This window comes from Sulfuriferula multivorans, from assembly GCF_003851125.1.
Classification (GTDB): domain Bacteria; phylum Pseudomonadota; class Gammaproteobacteria; order Burkholderiales; family Sulfuriferulaceae; genus Sulfuriferula; species Sulfuriferula multivorans.
Genome location: NZ_BGOW01000002.1, coordinates 207,805 through 224,041 on the forward strand (window position 1 = coordinate 207,805; position 16,237 = coordinate 224,041).

19 protein-coding genes and 1 tRNA gene are annotated in these 16,237 nt (G+C 54.4%); 5 read left to right on the forward strand and 15 right to left on the reverse strand.

Features of this window, described 5'->3' with window-relative positions; all coding sequences use genetic code 11:
• Positions 1–22 precede the first annotated feature (22 nt).
• The 9 genes from nuoF to tpiA all read right to left on the reverse strand — a co-directional run bounded on the left by nuoF (position 23) and on the right by tpiA (position 5,904).
• Positions 23–1,297 carry an NADH-quinone oxidoreductase subunit NuoF gene (gene nuoF, locus EI185_RS02250; RefSeq protein WP_124703484.1) on the reverse strand — a complete coding sequence of 425 codons (1,275 nt, stop codon included), beginning with the start codon at positions 1,295–1,297 and terminating at the stop codon, positions 23–25.
• Between the two features lies 1 nt (position 1,298).
• Positions 1,299–1,772: an NADH-quinone oxidoreductase subunit NuoE gene (gene nuoE / locus EI185_RS02255; protein ID WP_124703485.1), complete on the reverse strand. Its 474-nt coding sequence runs from the start codon at positions 1,770–1,772 to the stop codon at positions 1,299–1,301.
• Complete coding sequence (locus EI185_RS02260; protein ID WP_124703486.1) at positions 1,772–3,025, reverse strand: NADH-quinone oxidoreductase subunit D; 1,254 nt, start codon at positions 3,023–3,025, stop codon at positions 1,772–1,774. The genes nuoE and EI185_RS02260 overlap by 1 nt, the downstream gene beginning before the upstream one ends.
• Positions 3,025–3,624: an NADH-quinone oxidoreductase subunit C gene (locus EI185_RS02265; protein ID WP_124703487.1), complete on the reverse strand. Its 600-nt coding sequence runs from the start codon at positions 3,622–3,624 to the stop codon at positions 3,025–3,027. The genes EI185_RS02260 and EI185_RS02265 overlap by 1 nt, the downstream gene beginning before the upstream one ends.
• An 18-nt stretch (positions 3,625–3,642) precedes the next feature.
• Positions 3,643–4,119 (reverse strand): NuoB/complex I 20 kDa subunit family protein, encoded by a 477-nt coding sequence (locus tag EI185_RS02270; protein ID WP_124703488.1) that lies wholly within the window; start codon positions 4,117–4,119, stop codon positions 3,643–3,645.
• Positions 4,110–4,466, reverse strand: a complete 357-nt coding sequence (locus EI185_RS02275; RefSeq protein ID WP_124703489.1) for an NADH-quinone oxidoreductase subunit A — start codon at positions 4,464–4,466, stop codon at positions 4,110–4,112. The genes EI185_RS02270 and EI185_RS02275 overlap by 10 nt, the downstream gene beginning before the upstream one ends.
• Positions 4,467–4,631: 165 nt before the next feature.
• Positions 4,632–4,717, reverse strand: a tRNA-Leu gene (locus tag EI185_RS02280).
• Positions 4,718–4,763: 46 nt separating this feature from the next.
• Complete coding sequence (gene secG, locus EI185_RS02285; protein WP_189836244.1) at positions 4,764–5,138, reverse strand: preprotein translocase subunit SecG; 375 nt, start codon at positions 5,136–5,138, stop codon at positions 4,764–4,766.
• A 10-nt stretch (positions 5,139–5,148) separates the two neighbouring features.
• Positions 5,149–5,904 carry a triose-phosphate isomerase gene (gene tpiA, locus EI185_RS02290; protein ID WP_124703491.1) on the reverse strand — a complete coding sequence of 252 codons (756 nt, stop codon included), beginning with the start codon at positions 5,902–5,904 and terminating at the stop codon, positions 5,149–5,151.
• A gap of 223 nt (positions 5,905–6,127) precedes the next feature.
• Between tpiA and pstS the strand changes: the two genes are divergently transcribed.
• From pstS to pstB, 4 genes are all read left to right on the forward strand, one after another.
• Positions 6,128–7,177, forward strand: a complete 1,050-nt coding sequence (gene pstS / locus EI185_RS02295; protein WP_124703492.1) for a phosphate ABC transporter substrate-binding protein PstS — start codon at positions 6,128–6,130, stop codon at positions 7,175–7,177.
• Between the two features lie 252 nt (positions 7,178–7,429).
• Complete coding sequence (gene pstC, locus EI185_RS02300; protein WP_124703493.1) at positions 7,430–8,392, forward strand: phosphate ABC transporter permease subunit PstC; 963 nt, start codon at positions 7,430–7,432, stop codon at positions 8,390–8,392.
• Positions 8,393–8,400: 8 nt separating this feature from the next.
• Positions 8,401–9,246, forward strand: a complete 846-nt coding sequence (gene pstA, locus EI185_RS02305) for a phosphate ABC transporter permease PstA (protein ID WP_124703494.1) — start codon at positions 8,401–8,403, stop codon at positions 9,244–9,246.
• 34 nt (positions 9,247–9,280) lie between these two features.
• The gene (gene pstB / locus EI185_RS02310) at positions 9,281–10,042 is read left to right on the forward strand and encodes a phosphate ABC transporter ATP-binding protein PstB (RefSeq protein WP_223247619.1); all 762 of its coding nucleotides are present in this window, start codon (positions 9,281–9,283) and stop codon (positions 10,040–10,042) included.
• Positions 10,043–10,111: 69 nt separating this feature from the next.
• Here the strand turns inward: pstB and glmM are convergent, their stop codons facing one another.
• The 4 genes from glmM to EI185_RS02330 form a co-directional block, all read right to left on the reverse strand.
• The gene (glmM, locus tag EI185_RS02315; RefSeq protein WP_124703496.1) at positions 10,112–11,467 is read right to left on the reverse strand and encodes a phosphoglucosamine mutase; all 1,356 of its coding nucleotides are present in this window, start codon (positions 11,465–11,467) and stop codon (positions 10,112–10,114) included.
• The gene (folP, locus tag EI185_RS02320) at positions 11,460–12,290 is read right to left on the reverse strand and encodes a dihydropteroate synthase (RefSeq protein WP_124703573.1); all 831 of its coding nucleotides are present in this window, start codon (positions 12,288–12,290) and stop codon (positions 11,460–11,462) included. The genes glmM and folP overlap by 8 nt, the downstream gene beginning before the upstream one ends.
• Positions 12,291–12,362: 72 nt before the next feature.
• Positions 12,363–14,267, reverse strand: a complete 1,905-nt coding sequence (ftsH, locus tag EI185_RS02325; protein ID WP_124703497.1) for an ATP-dependent zinc metalloprotease FtsH — start codon at positions 14,265–14,267, stop codon at positions 12,363–12,365.
• Positions 14,268–14,307: 40 nt separating this feature from the next.
• On the reverse strand, positions 14,308–14,952 hold the full coding sequence (locus EI185_RS02330; protein ID WP_124703498.1) for an RlmE family RNA methyltransferase: 645 nt from the start codon (positions 14,950–14,952) through the stop codon (positions 14,308–14,310).
• Between the two features lie 36 nt (positions 14,953–14,988).
• Between EI185_RS02330 and yhbY the strand changes: the two genes are divergently transcribed.
• On the forward strand, positions 14,989–15,285 hold the full coding sequence (gene yhbY, locus EI185_RS02335; protein ID WP_124703499.1) for a ribosome assembly RNA-binding protein YhbY: 297 nt from the start codon (positions 14,989–14,991) through the stop codon (positions 15,283–15,285).
• 5 nt (positions 15,286–15,290) lie between these two features.
• Here yhbY and EI185_RS02340 read toward each other — a convergent pair whose 3' ends face one another.
• Together EI185_RS02340 and greA are read right to left on the reverse strand one after the other, a co-directional pair.
• Entirely contained in the window at positions 15,291–15,746 is a 456-nt protein-coding gene (locus tag EI185_RS02340) for a DUF4149 domain-containing protein (RefSeq protein WP_124703500.1), read from the reverse strand.
• Between the two features lie 3 nt (positions 15,747–15,749).
• The gene (gene greA, locus EI185_RS02345; protein ID WP_124703574.1) at positions 15,750–16,226 is read right to left on the reverse strand and encodes a transcription elongation factor GreA; all 477 of its coding nucleotides are present in this window, start codon (positions 16,224–16,226) and stop codon (positions 15,750–15,752) included.
• Positions 16,227–16,237: the final 11 nt, after the last annotated feature.

Consider the following 16,237-nt stretch of genomic DNA (forward strand, 5'->3'; position numbering starts at 1 on the left):
GCTTCACCTAAACCTGCTTCACCTAAACCATGCATTTGCCATGTTCGATATGGTGCTCGAACTCATGGCGATAGTGTTTGAGCATTGCCTGCACCGGCATCGCTGCAGCATCTCCCAGACCACAGATGGTGCGGCCGCCGATGTTGTGAGCGACATCGCTCAACAAATCGAGGTCTTCCGGCCTGCCTTGACCATGCTCGATGCGGTGAATCACCCGATATAGCCAGCCGGTACCCTCGCGGCACGGGGTACACTGTCCGCAGGATTCTTCAAAATAAAAGTAGGATAAGCGTTCCAGCGCTTTCACCATGCACACCGTCTCGTCCATGATGATGACTGAGCCTGCACCCAGCGCCGAACCGGCTTTGGCGATGGAGTCGTAATCCATGGTGCACTGCATCATGATCTCGGCGGGCAGCACCGGGGTGGAAGAACCACCGGGAATGCAGGCCTTGAAAGTGTGTCCATCCCGAATGCCGCCTGCCATTTCCAGCAATTCGGCAAAAGGCGTCCCCATCGGCACTTCAAAATTTCCGGGGCGATTCACGTGCCCGGATACCGAGAAAAGTTTGGTGCCGCCGTTATTGGGCTTGCCCAACTCCAGAAATTTCTGCCCCCCTTCTCGTATGATGTAGGGGATGCTGGCGAAAGTTTCCGTGTTGTTGATCGTGGTGGGCTTGCCGTACAGGCCGAAACTGGCCGGAAATGGCGGCTTGAAACGCGGCTGACCCTTCTTGCCCTCGATGGATTCGAGCAGTGCCGTTTCCTCGCCGCAAATATAGGCGCCGTAGCCATGGTGGTTGAACAGGTGAAAACTGAAGTCCGTGCCGCAAATGTTGTCACCCAAAAAGCCTGCTGCCTTCGCTTCTTCAACCGCGGCTTCCATGCGTTCGTAGGTTTCCCATATTTCGCCGTGGATATAGTTGTAACCGCGTCTGGTACCCAGGGTATAGGCGGCAATCGCCATCCCTTCAATCAGCGCATGCGGATTCAACTGCATGATGTCGCGATCCTTGAAGGTACCGGGTTCGCCCTCGTCGGAATTGCACACCAGGTATTTGTCGCCATCAAAATGGCGTGGCATGAAGCTCCACTTCAGACCGGTCGGGAAGCCTGCGCCGCCCCGGCCACGCAATGCGGACTTTTTGACCTCGGCAATGATGGTCTCAGCCGAAGTTTTTTCGCTCAGAATTTTGCGCAATGCTGCATAACCGCCATTGGCTACATAGGTAGACAGCTTCCACGATTCGGGAAGATGTACTGTATTGAATATGACTTCTCCGCCTTTGATCACCATGTTATTTCAGCTCTTCGAGGATGCTGTCCACTTTCTCGGGCGTGAGAAAGCCTTCCATGCGGTGGTTGTTGATCATGCACAGCGGCGCATCGCCGCAGGCACCCATGCATTCACCCTCTTTCAGGGTAAAGCGGTTGTCTTCGGAAGTTTCGCCAAAACCGCATCCCAGCTTCTCTTTCAAGTGCTCGGCAATTTCCGGCGCCCCCATCAGCGCACAAGATATATTGGTGCACAAGGTGATCTTGTGTCTGCCCAAAGGCGCGGTGTTGTACATGTTGTAGAACGTCGCCACTTCATAGACTGCGATGGCCGGCATACCCAGATAGTCAGCAACAAAATCCATGGTTTCGGTGGACAGCCAGCCTTTTTCTACCTGGGCAATACGCAGCGCCGACATGACCGCGGACTGGCGCTGATTAACCGGGTATTTGGCAATTTCGTAATCAATCTGGGCGATGGAATCTGGGCTCAGCATTATCGGTCAATCTCCCCAAACACTATGTCTTGCGTGCCAATAATGGCAACCACGTCGGCAATCATATGACCGCGCACCATCTCATCCAGAGCCGCCAGATGCGGGTAGCCCGGCGCGCGGATTTTCAGGCGGTAAGGTTTGTTTGCGCCGTCTGACACCAGATAAATACCGAACTCGCCCTTGGGGTGTTCAACAGCCGCATAAGCTTCGCCTTCCGGCACATGCATACCCTCGGTGAACAGCTTGAAATGATGGATCAACTCTTCCATGTTCTGTTTCATGTCCACCCGTGACGGCGGGGCAACTTTGTGATTGTCGGTGATGACCGGGCCAGGGTTCTTGCGCAACCAGTCCACACATTGCTTGACGATACGGTTGCTTTGCCGCATTTCTTCCATGCGCACCAGATAACGGTCATAGCAGTCGCCATTCACGCCCACTGGGATGTCGAATTCCATGCGGTCGTAGACTTCGTAGGGCTGTTTCCTGCGCAGATCCCATTCGATTCCTGAGCCGCGCAGCATGGGGCCGCTGAAACCCAGCGCCAGCGCGCGTTCCGGAGATACCACACCGATGCCTACGGTACGCTGCTTCCAGATACGGTTGTCGGTAAGCAGGGTTTCGTATTCGTCCACATAGGTTGGGAAACGCCGGGCGAAGTCTTCGATGAAGTCGAGTACGGAGCCCTGACGGTTGGTATTCATGTCGCGAATCGCGGCGGCATTGTGAATCTTGGACGCCTGGTACTGCGGCATCGTGTCGGGCAGATCGCGGTAAACGCCGCCGGGGCGATAATAGGCCGCATGCATACGCGCGCCCGAAACGGCTTCGTACACATCCATCAAATCTTCGCGTTCGCGGAATGCATACAGGAACACGGTCATTGCGCCGATATCCAGCGCATGCGCGCCCAGCCACAGCAGGTGGTTGAGAATGCGGGTGAGTTCGTCGAACAACACGCGGATATATTGCGCACGTTCCGGCACGGTAATGCCCATCAGCTTTTCGATGGCCATGACATAAGCGTGCTCGTTGCTCATCATGGACACATAGTCAAGGCGGTCCATATAGGGCAGCGACTGGATGAAGGTCTTGTGCTCGGCGAGCTTTTCGGTGGCGCGATGCAGCAGACCGATATGCGGATCGGCACGTTCAATTACTTCGCCGTCCAGTTCGAGCACCAGACGCAGCACGCCGTGCGCCGCCGGGTGCTGCGGCCCGAAGTTCATGGTGTAATTTCTGATTTCAGCCATCAGGCGCGTTCTCCGTAGTTCTCTTCACGCACAATGCGGGGCGTTACCTCGCGCGGGTCTATGCTCACCGGCTGGTAAATCACGCGCTGCTGTTCCGGGTCGTAACGCATTTCCACGTTGCCGGACAACGGAAAATCCTTACGGAACGGATGGCCGACAAATCCGTAGTCGGTCAGAATACGGCGCAGGTCCGGGTGACCGTCGAATACAATTCCGAACAGGTCGAACGCCTCGCGTTCGAACCAGTTGGCGGCGGGCCATACCTTGACCAGGGAAGGCACAACCGGGAAATCATCCTCGGCTGCAAACGCGCGCACACGCACACGCCGATTCTTGCTGATGGAGAGCAGGTGATACACCACGGCAAAACGCTGCCCTTCCCAGTCACCCTCCCGATAGGCGGAATAATCCATTCCGCACAGGTCGATCAATTGCTCAAAACGCAGACCGGCATGGTCGCGCAGCGTCGTCATAACTTCGGTAAGGTCGCGTGCGCGCACTTCGATGGTCAGTTCGCCCAGCGCATCCCGCTGCCGAACGAGCTTGGTGCCCAATGCGGTGATCAGGGTAACGGACAGGCTTTCCAGTGACGGATTCATGGCTTCTCGCTCTACCGGTTAACGCGCGATGGTGTTGGTGCGCTTGATTTTGTTCTGCAACTGGATAATGCCGTAAAGCAGCGCTTCGGCAGTCGGCGGGCAGCCCGGCACATACACATCCACCGGTACGATGCGGTCGCAACCACGTACCACGGAGTACGAGTAATGATAATAGCCGCCTCCATTGGCGCAGGAACCCATGGAAATCACCCAGCGCGGCTCGGCCATCTGGTCATACACTTTGCGTAGCGCCGGCGCCATTTTGTTGCACAGTGTACCCGCCACAATCATGACGTCGGACTGGCGCGGACTGGGGCGAAACACAATACCAAAACGATCCAGGTCATAGCGCGATGCACCGGCCTGCATCATTTCCACAGCACAGCAGGCCAGACCAAAAGTCATCGGCCACAGTGAACCGGTACGAGTCCAGTTAATCAGCTTGTCGGCCGTGGTGGTGACGAAGCCTTTCTCCAAAACGCCTTCTATTCCCATTCCAGCGCCCCTTTCATCCACTCGTACACAAAGCCAACGACAAGAATCCCCAGGAAAATCACCATGGCAAGGAAACCGAACATACCGATTTCCTCGAGCACGATCGCCCACGGAAACAGGAAGGCGATTTCCAGATCAAACAAAATGAACAGGATGGCAACAAGGTAATAACGCACGTCGAATTTCATGCGCGCATCCTCAAATGCCTCAAAGCCACACTCGTAGGGCGAAAGTTTTTCACTGTCCGGATGATTGGGCGCCAGCAGCCAGCCAATGACCATCGGCCCTACGCCGACGGCGAGACCAATCAGCACAAACAATAAAACAGGAAAATAATTTTCTAACATGCATCCGCTCCAAAGCCGTACGCAACCCGACTCCGGGAAGCGTGCACAGCGTTTCAGTTTAGTTGCGCGAAAAGCGTCGTGTCAAGCTGAAAATCAATTGTTTTTTTCAAAACAATCAATCAGTTACACAATCATCAAAGCTGATTGCGTCATAATCCGAATTTATGGTGCCGACGGCGAGACTCGAACTCGCACAGCTTTACGCCACTACCCCCTCAAGATAGCGTGTCTACCAATTTCACCACGTCGGCGTATTGACAGGACGGATTGATAATCCGCCCCAATGGCGACTCCCGATTACTTGGGAATTTCCCCGGCTTTTGACCCGGCATTGCCTGGAACTACATTACCCGAAGGCTGAGCTGGCGTGGGTACACTAGCAGGCGCCACGGGCTGAACTTGTATTTTTTGCTGGCCTTGCATTACGCCGACAGCCTTGTGCTGATGACCAGAGAGATAGGTTAATCCCAGACTGGTCAGAAAAAAGGTGGTGGCAAGCACGGCCGTAGCTCGACTCAAAAAATTGGCCGAACCCGTAGAACCGAACAGGCTGCCCGAAGCACCGCTGCCGAATGCTGCGCCCATATCAGCGCCTTTGCCCTGCTGCAATAGCACCAGCACAATCACTGACACTGCCGCCAGCACATGAAAAACCAAAATTACTGTTTCCAAATCGATATCCTTAGCCTTGTGCCGCCCGGCAAATGGCGATGAACTCATCGGCCACCAGCGACGCGCCGCCTATCAACCCACCATCGATATCCGGTTGGGCAAACAATTCTGCCGCATTGGCGGCTTTTACGCTACCGCCATATTGAATTACCAATGATGCCGCAACATTCTTATCCAGCACAGCCAGCTTGGCACGGATGAATGCATGCACGGCCTGCGCCTGCTGCGGGCTGGCCGTCTTACCCGTACCTATCGCCCATACCGGCTCATAGGCTACAACTGCACGCCCGATGCCCTCAATACCCGACACTGCCAATACCGCATCCAGCTGACGACCGATAACCGCTTCGGTCACACCCGCCTCGCGTTCTTCCAGGGTTTCGCCCACGCACAGGAAGGGAATCAAACCTGCAGCCTGTGCCGCAGCGAATTTGGCTGCCACGGACGCATCATCTTCGCCATAAAGCGCACGTCGCTCCGAGTGACCGACGATGACGTAGCTACAACCAAAATCCAGCAGCATGGAGGCAGAAACCTCGCCGGTATAAGCACCTTTCGCATGATTGCTTACATTTTGCGCGCCCCACGCCAGCGTGCTGCCAGACAATACCGACTGCACCTGTGCCAGATACGGGAATGGCGCACATACTATGCAGCCCGCTGTACTCGCTTGCCCCAATTCAAGCACCAGGGCTTCAAGTAATACCTTGTTCTCTGCCAGACTACCGTGCATTTTCCAGTTACCTGCGACCAGTTTTTTGCGCATCGCTTAACCCGACCCATAGAAAGCCGCAAATAGTACACACAACACCAAGGTCTGGTCAATGTTTAACCGGTCATTTACCCTTTTGCTTAACCATATCGTCATAATTCTGTAATATTCCAACCTTACTATTAGCGTCTCGGCTCAGGACTTGAGATGCTGAAGCTCCTTAAACCGATTTGCTTCACACGCACAGGCAGGAACATACATTTTTATTTTTATGCATATGAAAAAAACTGCCGCTAGCGGACTTGCAACCGTAATGATTCTGGGTGCTGGCTGGACTTTTTCAGCACCCGCGCTCGCTAGCGAAATTACTGGAGCCGGTGCTACTTTTCCTTATCCGATTTACGCAAAATGGGCGGAGGCATACAAAGCCAAAACCGGGATCAGGCTGAACTATCAGTCAATCGGTTCGGGTGGCGGTATCAAACAAATCAAAGCCAAAACTGTAGATTTCGGCGCTTCCGACATGCCTCTCAAACCCGAAGCGCTTGAAAAAGACGGCCTGATGCAATTCCCTACTGTGGTCGGCGGGGTAGTGCCCGTGATTAACCTTCATGGCTTGGCGGCCGGCACTATTCGACTGAATGGCGCGGTACTGGCAGACATTTTCCTGGGAAAAATCAGGAAATGGAACGACCCGGCCATTGCTTCCCTGAATAAAGGGGTGCGCCTGCCCGCGTCTTCAATTACCGTTGTGCATCGTTCCGATGGCTCAGGCACTACCTTTATCTTTACCAACTACCTGGCAAAAGTCAGTCCGGAATGGAAAGTCAAAGTGGGTAATGACACTTCCGTCGCCTGGCCGGCTGGCGTCGGCGGCAAGGGCAACGAGGGCGTAGCTTCATTCGTACAGCGTATCCAGGGCTCAATTGGCTACGTGGAGTACGCTTATGCCAAACAGAACAAGATTCCTTACGCGCTCATGCAGAATAAGGATGGTGTATTTGTCGCGCCTGAAGCAAATGCCTTCAAGGCCGCGGCTGCAGGTGCAGATTGGCAGCATGCCCCAGGTTTTTACGAAATCCTGACCAATGAACCCGGCAAAGCGAGCTGGCCGATTACTGGCGCCACTTTCATCCTGATGCATAAAGTGCAGAGCAAGCCGGCAACCGGCAAAGAAGTGTTGAGTTTCTTTGACTGGGCATACACCAACGGCGATGAAATGGCATTGAGCCTGGATTATGTACCGCTGCCTGGCAGCGTTACGAAAATCATTGCCCATGCCTGGAAAACCCAGATTAAGGACACCAACGGCAAGACTATCTGGTAGCACCACTGTTTGCATAACTGCGAGGACAAACCCCGACGAGCATTGCCGGGGTTTGTTTAACCGAAAGGTTCCCAGGAATAGCCAGAATCACTGATGCGGAACCGATTGGACGGAAAACAAGATTGCGTAGAATCCGTACGACATACCAGCGTATTTTTTCAAGCCTCATGAGTATCCGCGATGAAGTATGATTTTTTAAAGGTGCCGACATCTCTTGGTAATCATGACAATAACCGACCCGGCACGAATCACATGAGCAACTCGCTATCCACCCATCGCACTCGCCGTTTCAGGTGGCAGGACAGGATATTCCGCGGCGCCACGAGGGTTTTTGCATTTATAGTGCTAGCCCTGCTTGTTGGCATTCTGGCCTCTCTGATAATAGGCAGTATGCCCGCAATCCATAAGTTCGGATTTGGCTTCCTGATCGATGACTCCTGGAACCCGGTCACCGAAAAATTCGGTGCGCTGGTGCCAATCTATGGCACCTTGGTGACCTCAATCATCGCATTGTTGATTGGGGTGCCGCTCAGCTTTGGCATCGCAGTTTTCCTGACGGAATTATCGCCCAAATGGCTGAAGCGCCCATTGGGTATTGCAATTGAATTACTGGCAGGCATACCCAGCATTATTTACGGCATGTGGGGGCTGTTCGTATTCGCTCCCTTGTTCGCTGAACATGTCCAACCCTGGCTGATTGACAAGCTGGGCCCGCTGCCCGTATTGGGACCACTGTTTCAGGGGGCACCGATGGGTATCGGCATGCTGACTGCCGGTTTGATTCTGGCATTGATGGTAGTGCCGTTTATTGCTTCCGTCATGCGCGACGTATTTGAAATCGTGCCGCCCTTGCTCAAGGAATCTGCATACGGCCTGGGTGCAACCACTTGGGAAGTGGTGTGGAACATTGTTCTTCCCTATACCAAAATCGGCGTCGTTGGCAGCATCATGCTCGGGCTCGGACGCGCCCTGGGTGAAACCATGGCCATCACATTCGTGATAGGTAATGCGCATCAGCTCAGCACATCACTGATGATGCCCGGCAACACCATATCCTCGGCACTCGCCAACGAATTTACCGAGGCGGATGGCAAGCTCTACACCTCTGCCCTGATCGAACTCGGGCTCATTCTTTTCTTCATCACTTTTGTTGTGCTGGCCTTGTCCAAACTGCTGCTGCTTCAATTGGGCAAGCATGAAGGCAAAAAAAGCTAGGAGCTTGCATGTTTTCCCTCTACGCACGACGGCAATTTGCCAACAAGTTTAATTTGATTGCATCGCTCGCAACCATGCTGATCGGCCTGTCAGCGCTGGCCTGGATACTATGGACATTACTGACCTACGGTTTGGGGGGCGTGAGTCTGGAAATGTTCACCAAATCCACACCGCCGCCAGGCAGTACTGGCGGTCTTCTCAACGCCATTGTAGGCAGCCTGATAATGACTGTGATCGCCACCCTGGTGGGCACCCCTATCGGAATTCTGGCGGGCACCTACCTGGCAGAATTTGGGCAGCGTGGCTGGCTGGCGCCGACCACCCGCTTTATCAATGACATCCTGCTATCTGCACCGTCCATCGTAATCGGTTTGTTTGTGTATGAAGTGTATGTGGTCAGTACGGGACATTTTTCGGGTTGGGCCGGCGCATTTGCGCTCTCCCTGATAGTCATACCGGTGGTGGTTCGCACCACCGAAAACATGCTCAAACTGGTTCCCAACAGTTTGCGGGAAGCCGCGGCCGCACTCGGTGCTCCGCACTGGAAAGTGGTTACCATGGTCACTTGGCGCGCCTCCAAAGCCGGGATATTGACAGGGATTTTGCTGGCGATTGCACGTATCAGCGGTGAGACTGCGCCATTGTTGTTCACAGCTCTGAACAATCAGTTCTGGAGTACTGATATAAACGCGCCGATGGCCAACTTGCCGGTGGTAATCTTTCAAATGGCAATGAGCCCATACGATGATTGGCACAAACTGGCGTGGGCCGGAGCCCTGCTCATTACAACTGCTGTACTCGGGCTCAGTGTTGCCGCTCGCATTCTGTTCCGCCAGCAATCTTCATCCCATTAAGTCTTACACACGGAACCCCTACATGAGTCAGAGCATGGATCACAACGCAAAAATCAGCCTGCGCAATCTGAATTTTTACTATGGCAAGTCGCATGCCCTGAAAAACATCAACCTGGATATCCCGGACCGTCAAGTCACCGCCTTTATCGGCCCTTCGGGCTGCGGCAAATCCACGCTGCTGCGCACCATGAACCGCATGTATGACCTGTACCCCGGACAGCGTGCCGAAGGCGAAATCTTGCTGGACGGGCAAAATATCCTGGAAAAGGGCGCCGATCTCAATAAACTGCGCGCCAGGGTCGGCATGGTATTCCAGAAACCCACGCCCTTCCCCATGTCGATTTACGACAACATCGCGTTCGGTATCAAACTGTATGAGAGCATGGGGCGCTCGGACATGGACGAACGTGTGGAATGGGCGTTGAAAAAAGCCGCACTATGGAACGAGGTGAAGGACATCCTGAATCGTAGCGGCAATAGCCTGTCGGGAGGCCAGCAACAACGCCTGTGCATTGCGCGCGGCATCGCGGTCAAACCGGAAGTATTGCTGCTGGACGAACCAGCGTCGGCACTCGACCCGATTTCCACCGCACGTATCGAAGAATTGATCCACGAACTCAAGACCGACTACACCATCGCCATCGTCACCCACAACATGCAGCAGGCGGCGCGGGTTTCCGACTTCACCGCCTACATGTACCTTGGGGAAATGATTGAATTCGGCAAGACCGATCTGGTGTTCACCAATCCAAAACAGAAAGCCACAGAAGATTACATTACCGGGAAATTCGGCTGACCCGATCTGTTAATGCCTTTATTAAAAAAGCCGCAATTGCGGCTTTTTTAATACGCGGTCAATCCCTGTTCAAGGTGCGGCCTGACGCACCGCCTGCGCAATATGTTCAGCCTGTAGCCTGGACTGATCCGGGCAAGTACTTTCAACCATTACGCGAATCAACGGCTCGGTACCCGATGCACGCAGCACGATACGGCCATCCTTGCCCAAAGCTCTTTCGGCCTCGCCGCAAGCCTGCCGCACTGCGGCATGCTCAAGGTCGAAGCCTTTGGCAACCCGCACGTTCAGCAGCACTTGCGGATATAGCTTGAGATCCGCGGTGTATTCACCCAACGATGTTCCGCTGTCGCGCAATGCATGGAGCACTTGTAGCGCGGAAATGATACCGTCGCCGGTGGTGTGTTTGTCCAGGCACAACACATGGCCCGATGTTTCTCCACCCAATTGCCAACCCTTTTGCTGCAGCAATTCCAGTACGTAACGGTCACCCACCTTGGCACGGGCGAACGGGATATTCAAGCGTCCCAGCGCGTGTTCCATACCCAGGTTGGTCATCAAGGTGCCAACCACACCGCCCTTCAGGGAACCACCTTCTGAACGGTGCCTGGCAATTGCGTAGACCAGCTGATCGCCGTCGAAAATCGTGCCGTCGGCATCCGCCATCATCAGGCGGTCGCCATCACCATCCAGTGCAATGCCGAAATCAGCACGATGGCGACGCACCGCAGTGTTCATGGCATTAGTATGCGTCGCTCCGCAATCACGGTTAATATTGAAACCATCCGGGTGGTTACCGATGGGAATCACTTCTGCACCCAGCTCGTGCAGCACATGCGGGGCAACATGGTAAGTCGCACCGTGTGCGCAGTCCAGCACGATACGCAGGCCACGCAGGTCGCGATCAAACGGGAAAGTACTCTTGCAAAACTCGATATAGCGTGCGGCAGCATCTTCAATACGCTTGACTCGCCCCAGCCCTTTGGAAGGCATGGTTTCCATCGGCTCATCCACCAGCGCTTCAATGGCCAGTTCGGTTGCGTCCGGCAGTTTGGCGCCAGTTGCGGAAAAAAACTTGATGCCGTTGTCTTCGAACGGATTATGCGAGGCGGAAATCACCACGCCCGCCTGAAGACGTAGCGCACGGGTCAGATAAGCCACCGCTGGTGTCGGCATTGGGCCCACCAGACGCACATCCACACCGGCGGCGCACAGACCGGCTTGCAGGGCGGCTTCGAGCATGTATCCGGAAATGCGCGTATCTTTACCGATCAAGACTACCGGGTTTTCGCCAGCAGCCAAACCCGAGGTATCGGAAGCCAGAACTTTACCTGCCGCATAGCCCAAACGCATGACGAAGTCCGGGGTTATCGGGTTATCTCCGACCCGGCCACGTACGCCATCCGTACCAAAATATTTTCTACTCATCACACTCCTCCACAGCCTGAATTATTTTCAATGCATCCTGACATGCAGCAACATCGTGGACACGCAAAATGCGTGCACCGCGCATGACGGCTAATACCTGAGCAGCCAGACCGGCATATTCACGCTGTCCTACTGCTCGCCCAGTAACCTTGCCGAGCATGGTTTTTCGCGAAATTCCCGCCAGTACCGGCACTCCCAGTTCAGTAATACGGTCAAGATGGTGTAAAAGTTTAAGATTATGTGTCAGCGATTTACCAAAACCAAAGCCCGGATCCACCACGATACGCTCGCGCGCAATGCCCGCATCCATCGCCACAGCCATACGCTCGGCAAGAAAATCAGTGACCTCGGCTACTACATCGCCATAGCTCGGATTGTTTTGCATGGCTTGCGGTTCGCCTTGTTTGTGCATCAGACACACCGCGGTTTCGCCCGATGCGACAGCCTGCAGTGCCCCTTGTGCCTGGAGAGCGTCAATATCATTAATCATGTGTGCGCCTGCCGCAATCGCAGCAAGCATGATTTCGGGTTTACGCGTATCCACAGACAGAACTGCTCCGCAACCTTGCAATGCACTTAGCAGCGGCAACACCCGGTCCATCTCCTGCTGCAATGGTACCCACTGTGCTCCGGGCCGGGTAGATTCACCCCCGATATCTATTATCGCAGCGCCCTCCGCGATTAACTGATGTGCATGCTCTACCGCATAGGCAATGTGCGTGTACCGGCCACCATCCGAAAATGAATCGGGGGTGACATTGAGAATCCCCATGATGCGGGGAGTGGACACATCGAGTTGGATATTGCCGCAGCGCAAAATCATCGCAAACAAAACAAAAAAGCCAGGGGCTGCATTATAGCCCCTGGCTGGCGTTGCATTACCTGTCTAATGCGATCAGGTTTCTTGTGCTGGCGTTGTAGTAGGTGCAGGCGTTGTGGTCGGTACGCCGCCTGGCGGTGGGCTAGGCGGGCTGGCATTGACACTCGCTGCAGGCTTGGGCGGGCGCGGCGGCTGGCCTTTCATGATATCCCCAATCTGATCCGCATCAATGGTTTCCCACTCCAGCAGTGCGTGCGCCATGGCTTCCACCTTGTCACGACGGTCTTCAAGAATCTTGCGAGCCAGCGCGTACTGCTGATCGATGATTCGACGGATTTCCATATCCACCTTTTGCATGGTGGCCTCAGACACATTCTTGTGCGTCGTCACGCTTCGTCCCAGGAAAACCTCTCCATCGTTCTCACCGTACACCATGGGTCCCAAAGCATCCGACATACCCCATTGGGTCACCATGCGCCGTGCCATTTCCGTAGCCCGCTCGAAGTCGTTGGAGGCGCCTGTGGTCATGTGGTTCATGAACACTTCTTCAGCAATACGGCCACCGAACAGTACCGATATATTCTGCAGTATCTGTTCGCGATCCATGCTGTAGCGATCTTCGGTAGGCAACTGCATAGTCAGTCCCAGTGCACGGCCACGCGGAATGATGGTGACTTTATGTACCGGATCAGTCTTGTCCAGCGTATAGGCCACCACGGCGTGACCAGCCTCGTGATAAGCAGTATTACGGCGCTCTACTTCTGGCATGACCATGTTTTTACGTTCGGCACCCATCATGATCTTGTCTTTGGCATGCTCGAAATCATCCATGTCCACCAGACGCTTATTACCGCGCGCAGCGAACAGCGCTGCTTCGTTTACCAGATTGGCCAGATCCGCGCCGGAAAATCCGGGGGTGCCACGCGCCAGTATGTCAGCGCGCACATCCGGCGCCATCGGAATCTTGCGCATGTGCACCAGCAGAATCTGTTCGCGTCCACGAATATCAGGCAGCGGAACCACCACCTGGCGGTCAAAACGGCCTGGCCGTAACAGGGCAGGATCCAGTACGTCGGGACGGTTGGTGGCCGCAATCACAATGACGCCCGCCGAGCCTTCAAAGCCGTCCATTTCCACCAGCAACTGGTTCAGCGTCTGTTCGCGTTCGTCGTTGCCACCGCCCATGCCCGCACCGCGCTGGCGACCGACAGCATCAATCTCGTCGATGAAAATAATGCATGGAGCGTGTTTTTTGGCCTGATCGAACATATCACGCACGCGTGCAGCACCCACGCCTACAAACATCTCCACGAAATCAGAACCGGAAATGCTGAAAAATGGCACTTTGGCTTCCCCGGCAATGGCTTTGGCCAGCAAGGTTTTACCTGTACCCGGGTTACCCACCATCAGTACACCGCGCGGAATGCGTCCACCCAGCTTCTGGAATTTGGTTGGGTCGCGCAGAAACTCGACCAGTTCCGACACTTCTTCCTTGGCTTCATCACACCCAGCCACGTCGGCAAAGGTAATCTGGTTGGTGGATTCGTCCAGCATGCGTGCCTTGCTCTTGCCGAACGAAAACGCGCCGCCCTTGCCGCCACCCTGCATCTGGCGCATGAAGAATATCCACACACCGATCAACAGCAGCATCGGGAACCAGGACACGAACAGACTCATCAGGAACGATGGCTCCTCTTCCGGTTTCGCTTCGATCACTACGCCATTTTTGAGCAGGTCGGAAACCATCCAGGGATCCGATGGCGCATAGGAAGTGAAGTGCTTGCCATCGCTTTTCACGCCTTTCAGCACATGGTTCGAGATCACTACTTTGGTAATCTGACCTTGCTTGACCTCCTGAATGAACTGCGAATAGTCCATTTGCGCCTGGGCAGTCTGGCGTGTGCTGAACTGGTTGAATACCGTCATTAACACCAGGGCAACAACCAGCCAGATGGCAATATTTTTAAACATGTTATTCACGTAGCGCTCCTGTGAGCAGGTAAAAATTGCGAATTTAAACTCATTCTAAACCGATTCCGGTACCACTGCCAGCGTTTGGAAGCCTGCTTTTCCCCAGCAGATACACTTCACTACTACGATCGCGCGAGGCACGCGGCTTGCGCGTTACTACCTGCGCGAACTGGTCTCGCATCAGCTTCACGTATTCCTGAAAACCTTCACCCTGAAAAGTCTTGACCAGAAAAGCGCCGCCAGGTTTCAAATGATGACATGCAAACTCCAAGGCCAACTCGCATAAATGCATGCTACGAGCTTGATCGGCGCTGGCCACACCGCTCATGTTGGGGGCCATATCCGAAATTACAAGGTCCGGAAGCCGCCCTGCCAGCACTTGCTTCAATTCCGTGAGCGCCGCCTCCCCGGTAAAGTCGCCCTGGATGAAAGTCACCCCGGCTATCGAGTCCATTTCCAGCAGATCCAGTGCAATCACCTTTGCACCCACCTTGGCGGCAATCTGCGACCAGCCGCCGGGTGTAGCACCCAGATCAACCACCAACATGCCGGGGTGGAGCAGATGATCGCGCGTATTGATTTCTTCGAGCTTGAACGCCGCACGCGAACGATAGCCATGTTGCTTGGCCAGTTTCACATAAGGGTCATTTACATGCTCGCGCATCCAGGCTTTACTGGTCCTACTGGGCTTCATCGGCTAAAATCCGGGTTTGCTTTAGAAATGGCCATCATGATCACCCTCAACACACTACAACGCCGTTATTTGCGCGGACAAGCCCACCATCTGCATCCGGTTGTCATGATCGGGGATGCCGGACTGAGCGACGCGGTCATGCGCGAAGTGGACATCAACCTGAAAAGCCATGAACTCATCAAGGTCAGGGTATTCGGTGATGACCGCGACCACCGCATCGCCATTATGGAAAAAATCTGTACAGAGCTGGCCGCAGCACCGGTTCAGCATATCGGCAAGCTTTTATTGATTTACCGCCCGGCCGCCAAGCCAAAAATCAGCCTGCCCAAGTAATCGGATCAACGGCTATTCTGCTTGAAAAGCAATATCAATCCCAACAAACTCTGCACCAGATAGACAATACTGGAAATGCCATGCCAGCGTGCGAAACGGTCGCGAAAGATGCTTTCCATGACCGCCTGCGGCATGGCCCGTTCCTTGAGACTTTCCATGATGGGCTGAATCCCGAAATGAGTAGCCAGCGTCAGTAACAACATCACCAGCACGACCCAGAAAAATGCCTGCTTAAACGCACGCCCGCCAAACGCTGCCAAACGTTGAATAATCAGATAAAGTGCGCATGCAATACTGACATACGCCATGACGGTAAACATGTGTCCGGCCAGATTACCGGCCAGCTGCTTGTCGGCCAGACTGGTGAACAGGACCGGCGCAGCCAGGTAGCCAATCGCCCATATGCCGCCCACCCACAGGGTCACAACGATTCTGGCGAGCGCTTCAGGTAGGTTTTTCATGGATTATACGTAACTCACATCCAGCACCTCATACTGGCGCACACCGCTAGGCGCTTGCACGTCTGCGGTATCGCCAGCACTCTTTCCAATCAGCGCGCGCGCAATCGGGGAGCTGATCGAGATTTTGTATTGCTTGATATCTGCTTCATCGTCGCCGACGATCTGATAAGTCACCGTCGTACCGGCTTCCAGATCTTCCAGTTCTACCGTTGCACCGAACACCACGCGTCCGTCTGCATCCAGTTCGGCAGGATTGATGATCTGCGCCGACGATAGCTTGCCTTCCAGATCGGCAATACGCCCTTCGATAAAGCTCTGCTTCTCTTTGGCGGCATCGTACTCGGCATTTTCAGATAAATCACCCTGCGCGCGCGCTTCTGCGATTGCGGTAATGACTGACGGGCGCTCGATCGTTTTCAAACGGTGCAGTTCCTGGCGCATCATCTCTGCGCCTTTCACTGTCAATGGAATTTTGCTCATGGCACTCATGG

Coding starts and splice junctions, on each gene's coding strand:
- EI185_RS02260 (WP_124703486.1), bottom strand. CDS start 3,025: ATGGCTGAAATCAGAAATTACACCATGAACTTCGGGCCGCAGCACCCG.
- greA (WP_124703574.1), bottom strand. CDS start 16,226: ATGAGCAAAATTCCATTGACAGTGAAAGGCGCAGAGATGATGCGCCAG.
- EI185_RS02330 (WP_124703498.1), bottom strand. CDS start 14,952: ATGAAGCCCAGTAGGACCAGTAAAGCCTGGATGCGCGAGCATGTAAAT.
- pstA (WP_124703494.1), top strand. CDS start 8,401: ATGTTTTCCCTCTACGCACGACGGCAATTTGCCAACAAGTTTAATTTG.
- pstC (WP_124703493.1), top strand. CDS start 7,430: ATGAGCAACTCGCTATCCACCCATCGCACTCGCCGTTTCAGGTGGCAG.
- EI185_RS02270 (WP_124703488.1), bottom strand. CDS start 4,119: ATGGGAATAGAAGGCGTTTTGGAGAAAGGCTTCGTCACCACCACGGCC.
- nuoF (WP_124703484.1), bottom strand. CDS start 1,297: ATGGTGATCAAAGGCGGAGAAGTCATATTCAATACAGTACATCTTCCC.
- glmM (WP_124703496.1), bottom strand. CDS start 11,467: ATGAGTAGAAAATATTTTGGTACGGATGGCGTACGTGGCCGGGTCGGA.
- EI185_RS02265 (WP_124703487.1), bottom strand. CDS start 3,624: ATGAATCCGTCACTGGAAAGCCTGTCCGTTACCCTGATCACCGCATTG.
- EI185_RS02275 (WP_124703489.1), bottom strand. CDS start 4,466: ATGTTAGAAAATTATTTTCCTGTTTTATTGTTTGTGCTGATTGGTCTC.
- nuoE (WP_124703485.1), bottom strand. CDS start 1,772: ATGCTGAGCCCAGATTCCATCGCCCAGATTGATTACGAAATTGCCAAA.
- pstB (WP_223247619.1), top strand. CDS start 9,281: ATGGATCACAACGCAAAAATCAGCCTGCGCAATCTGAATTTTTACTAT.
- yhbY (WP_124703499.1), top strand. CDS start 14,989: ATGATCACCCTCAACACACTACAACGCCGTTATTTGCGCGGACAAGCC.
- tpiA (WP_124703491.1), bottom strand. CDS start 5,904: ATGCGCAAAAAACTGGTCGCAGGTAACTGGAAAATGCACGGTAGTCTG.
- pstS (WP_124703492.1), top strand. CDS start 6,128: ATGAAAAAAACTGCCGCTAGCGGACTTGCAACCGTAATGATTCTGGGT.
- EI185_RS02340 (WP_124703500.1), bottom strand. CDS start 15,746: ATGAAAAACCTACCTGAAGCGCTCGCCAGAATCGTTGTGACCCTGTGG.
- folP (WP_124703573.1), bottom strand. CDS start 12,290: ATGATTTTGCGCTGCGGCAATATCCAACTCGATGTGTCCACTCCCCGC.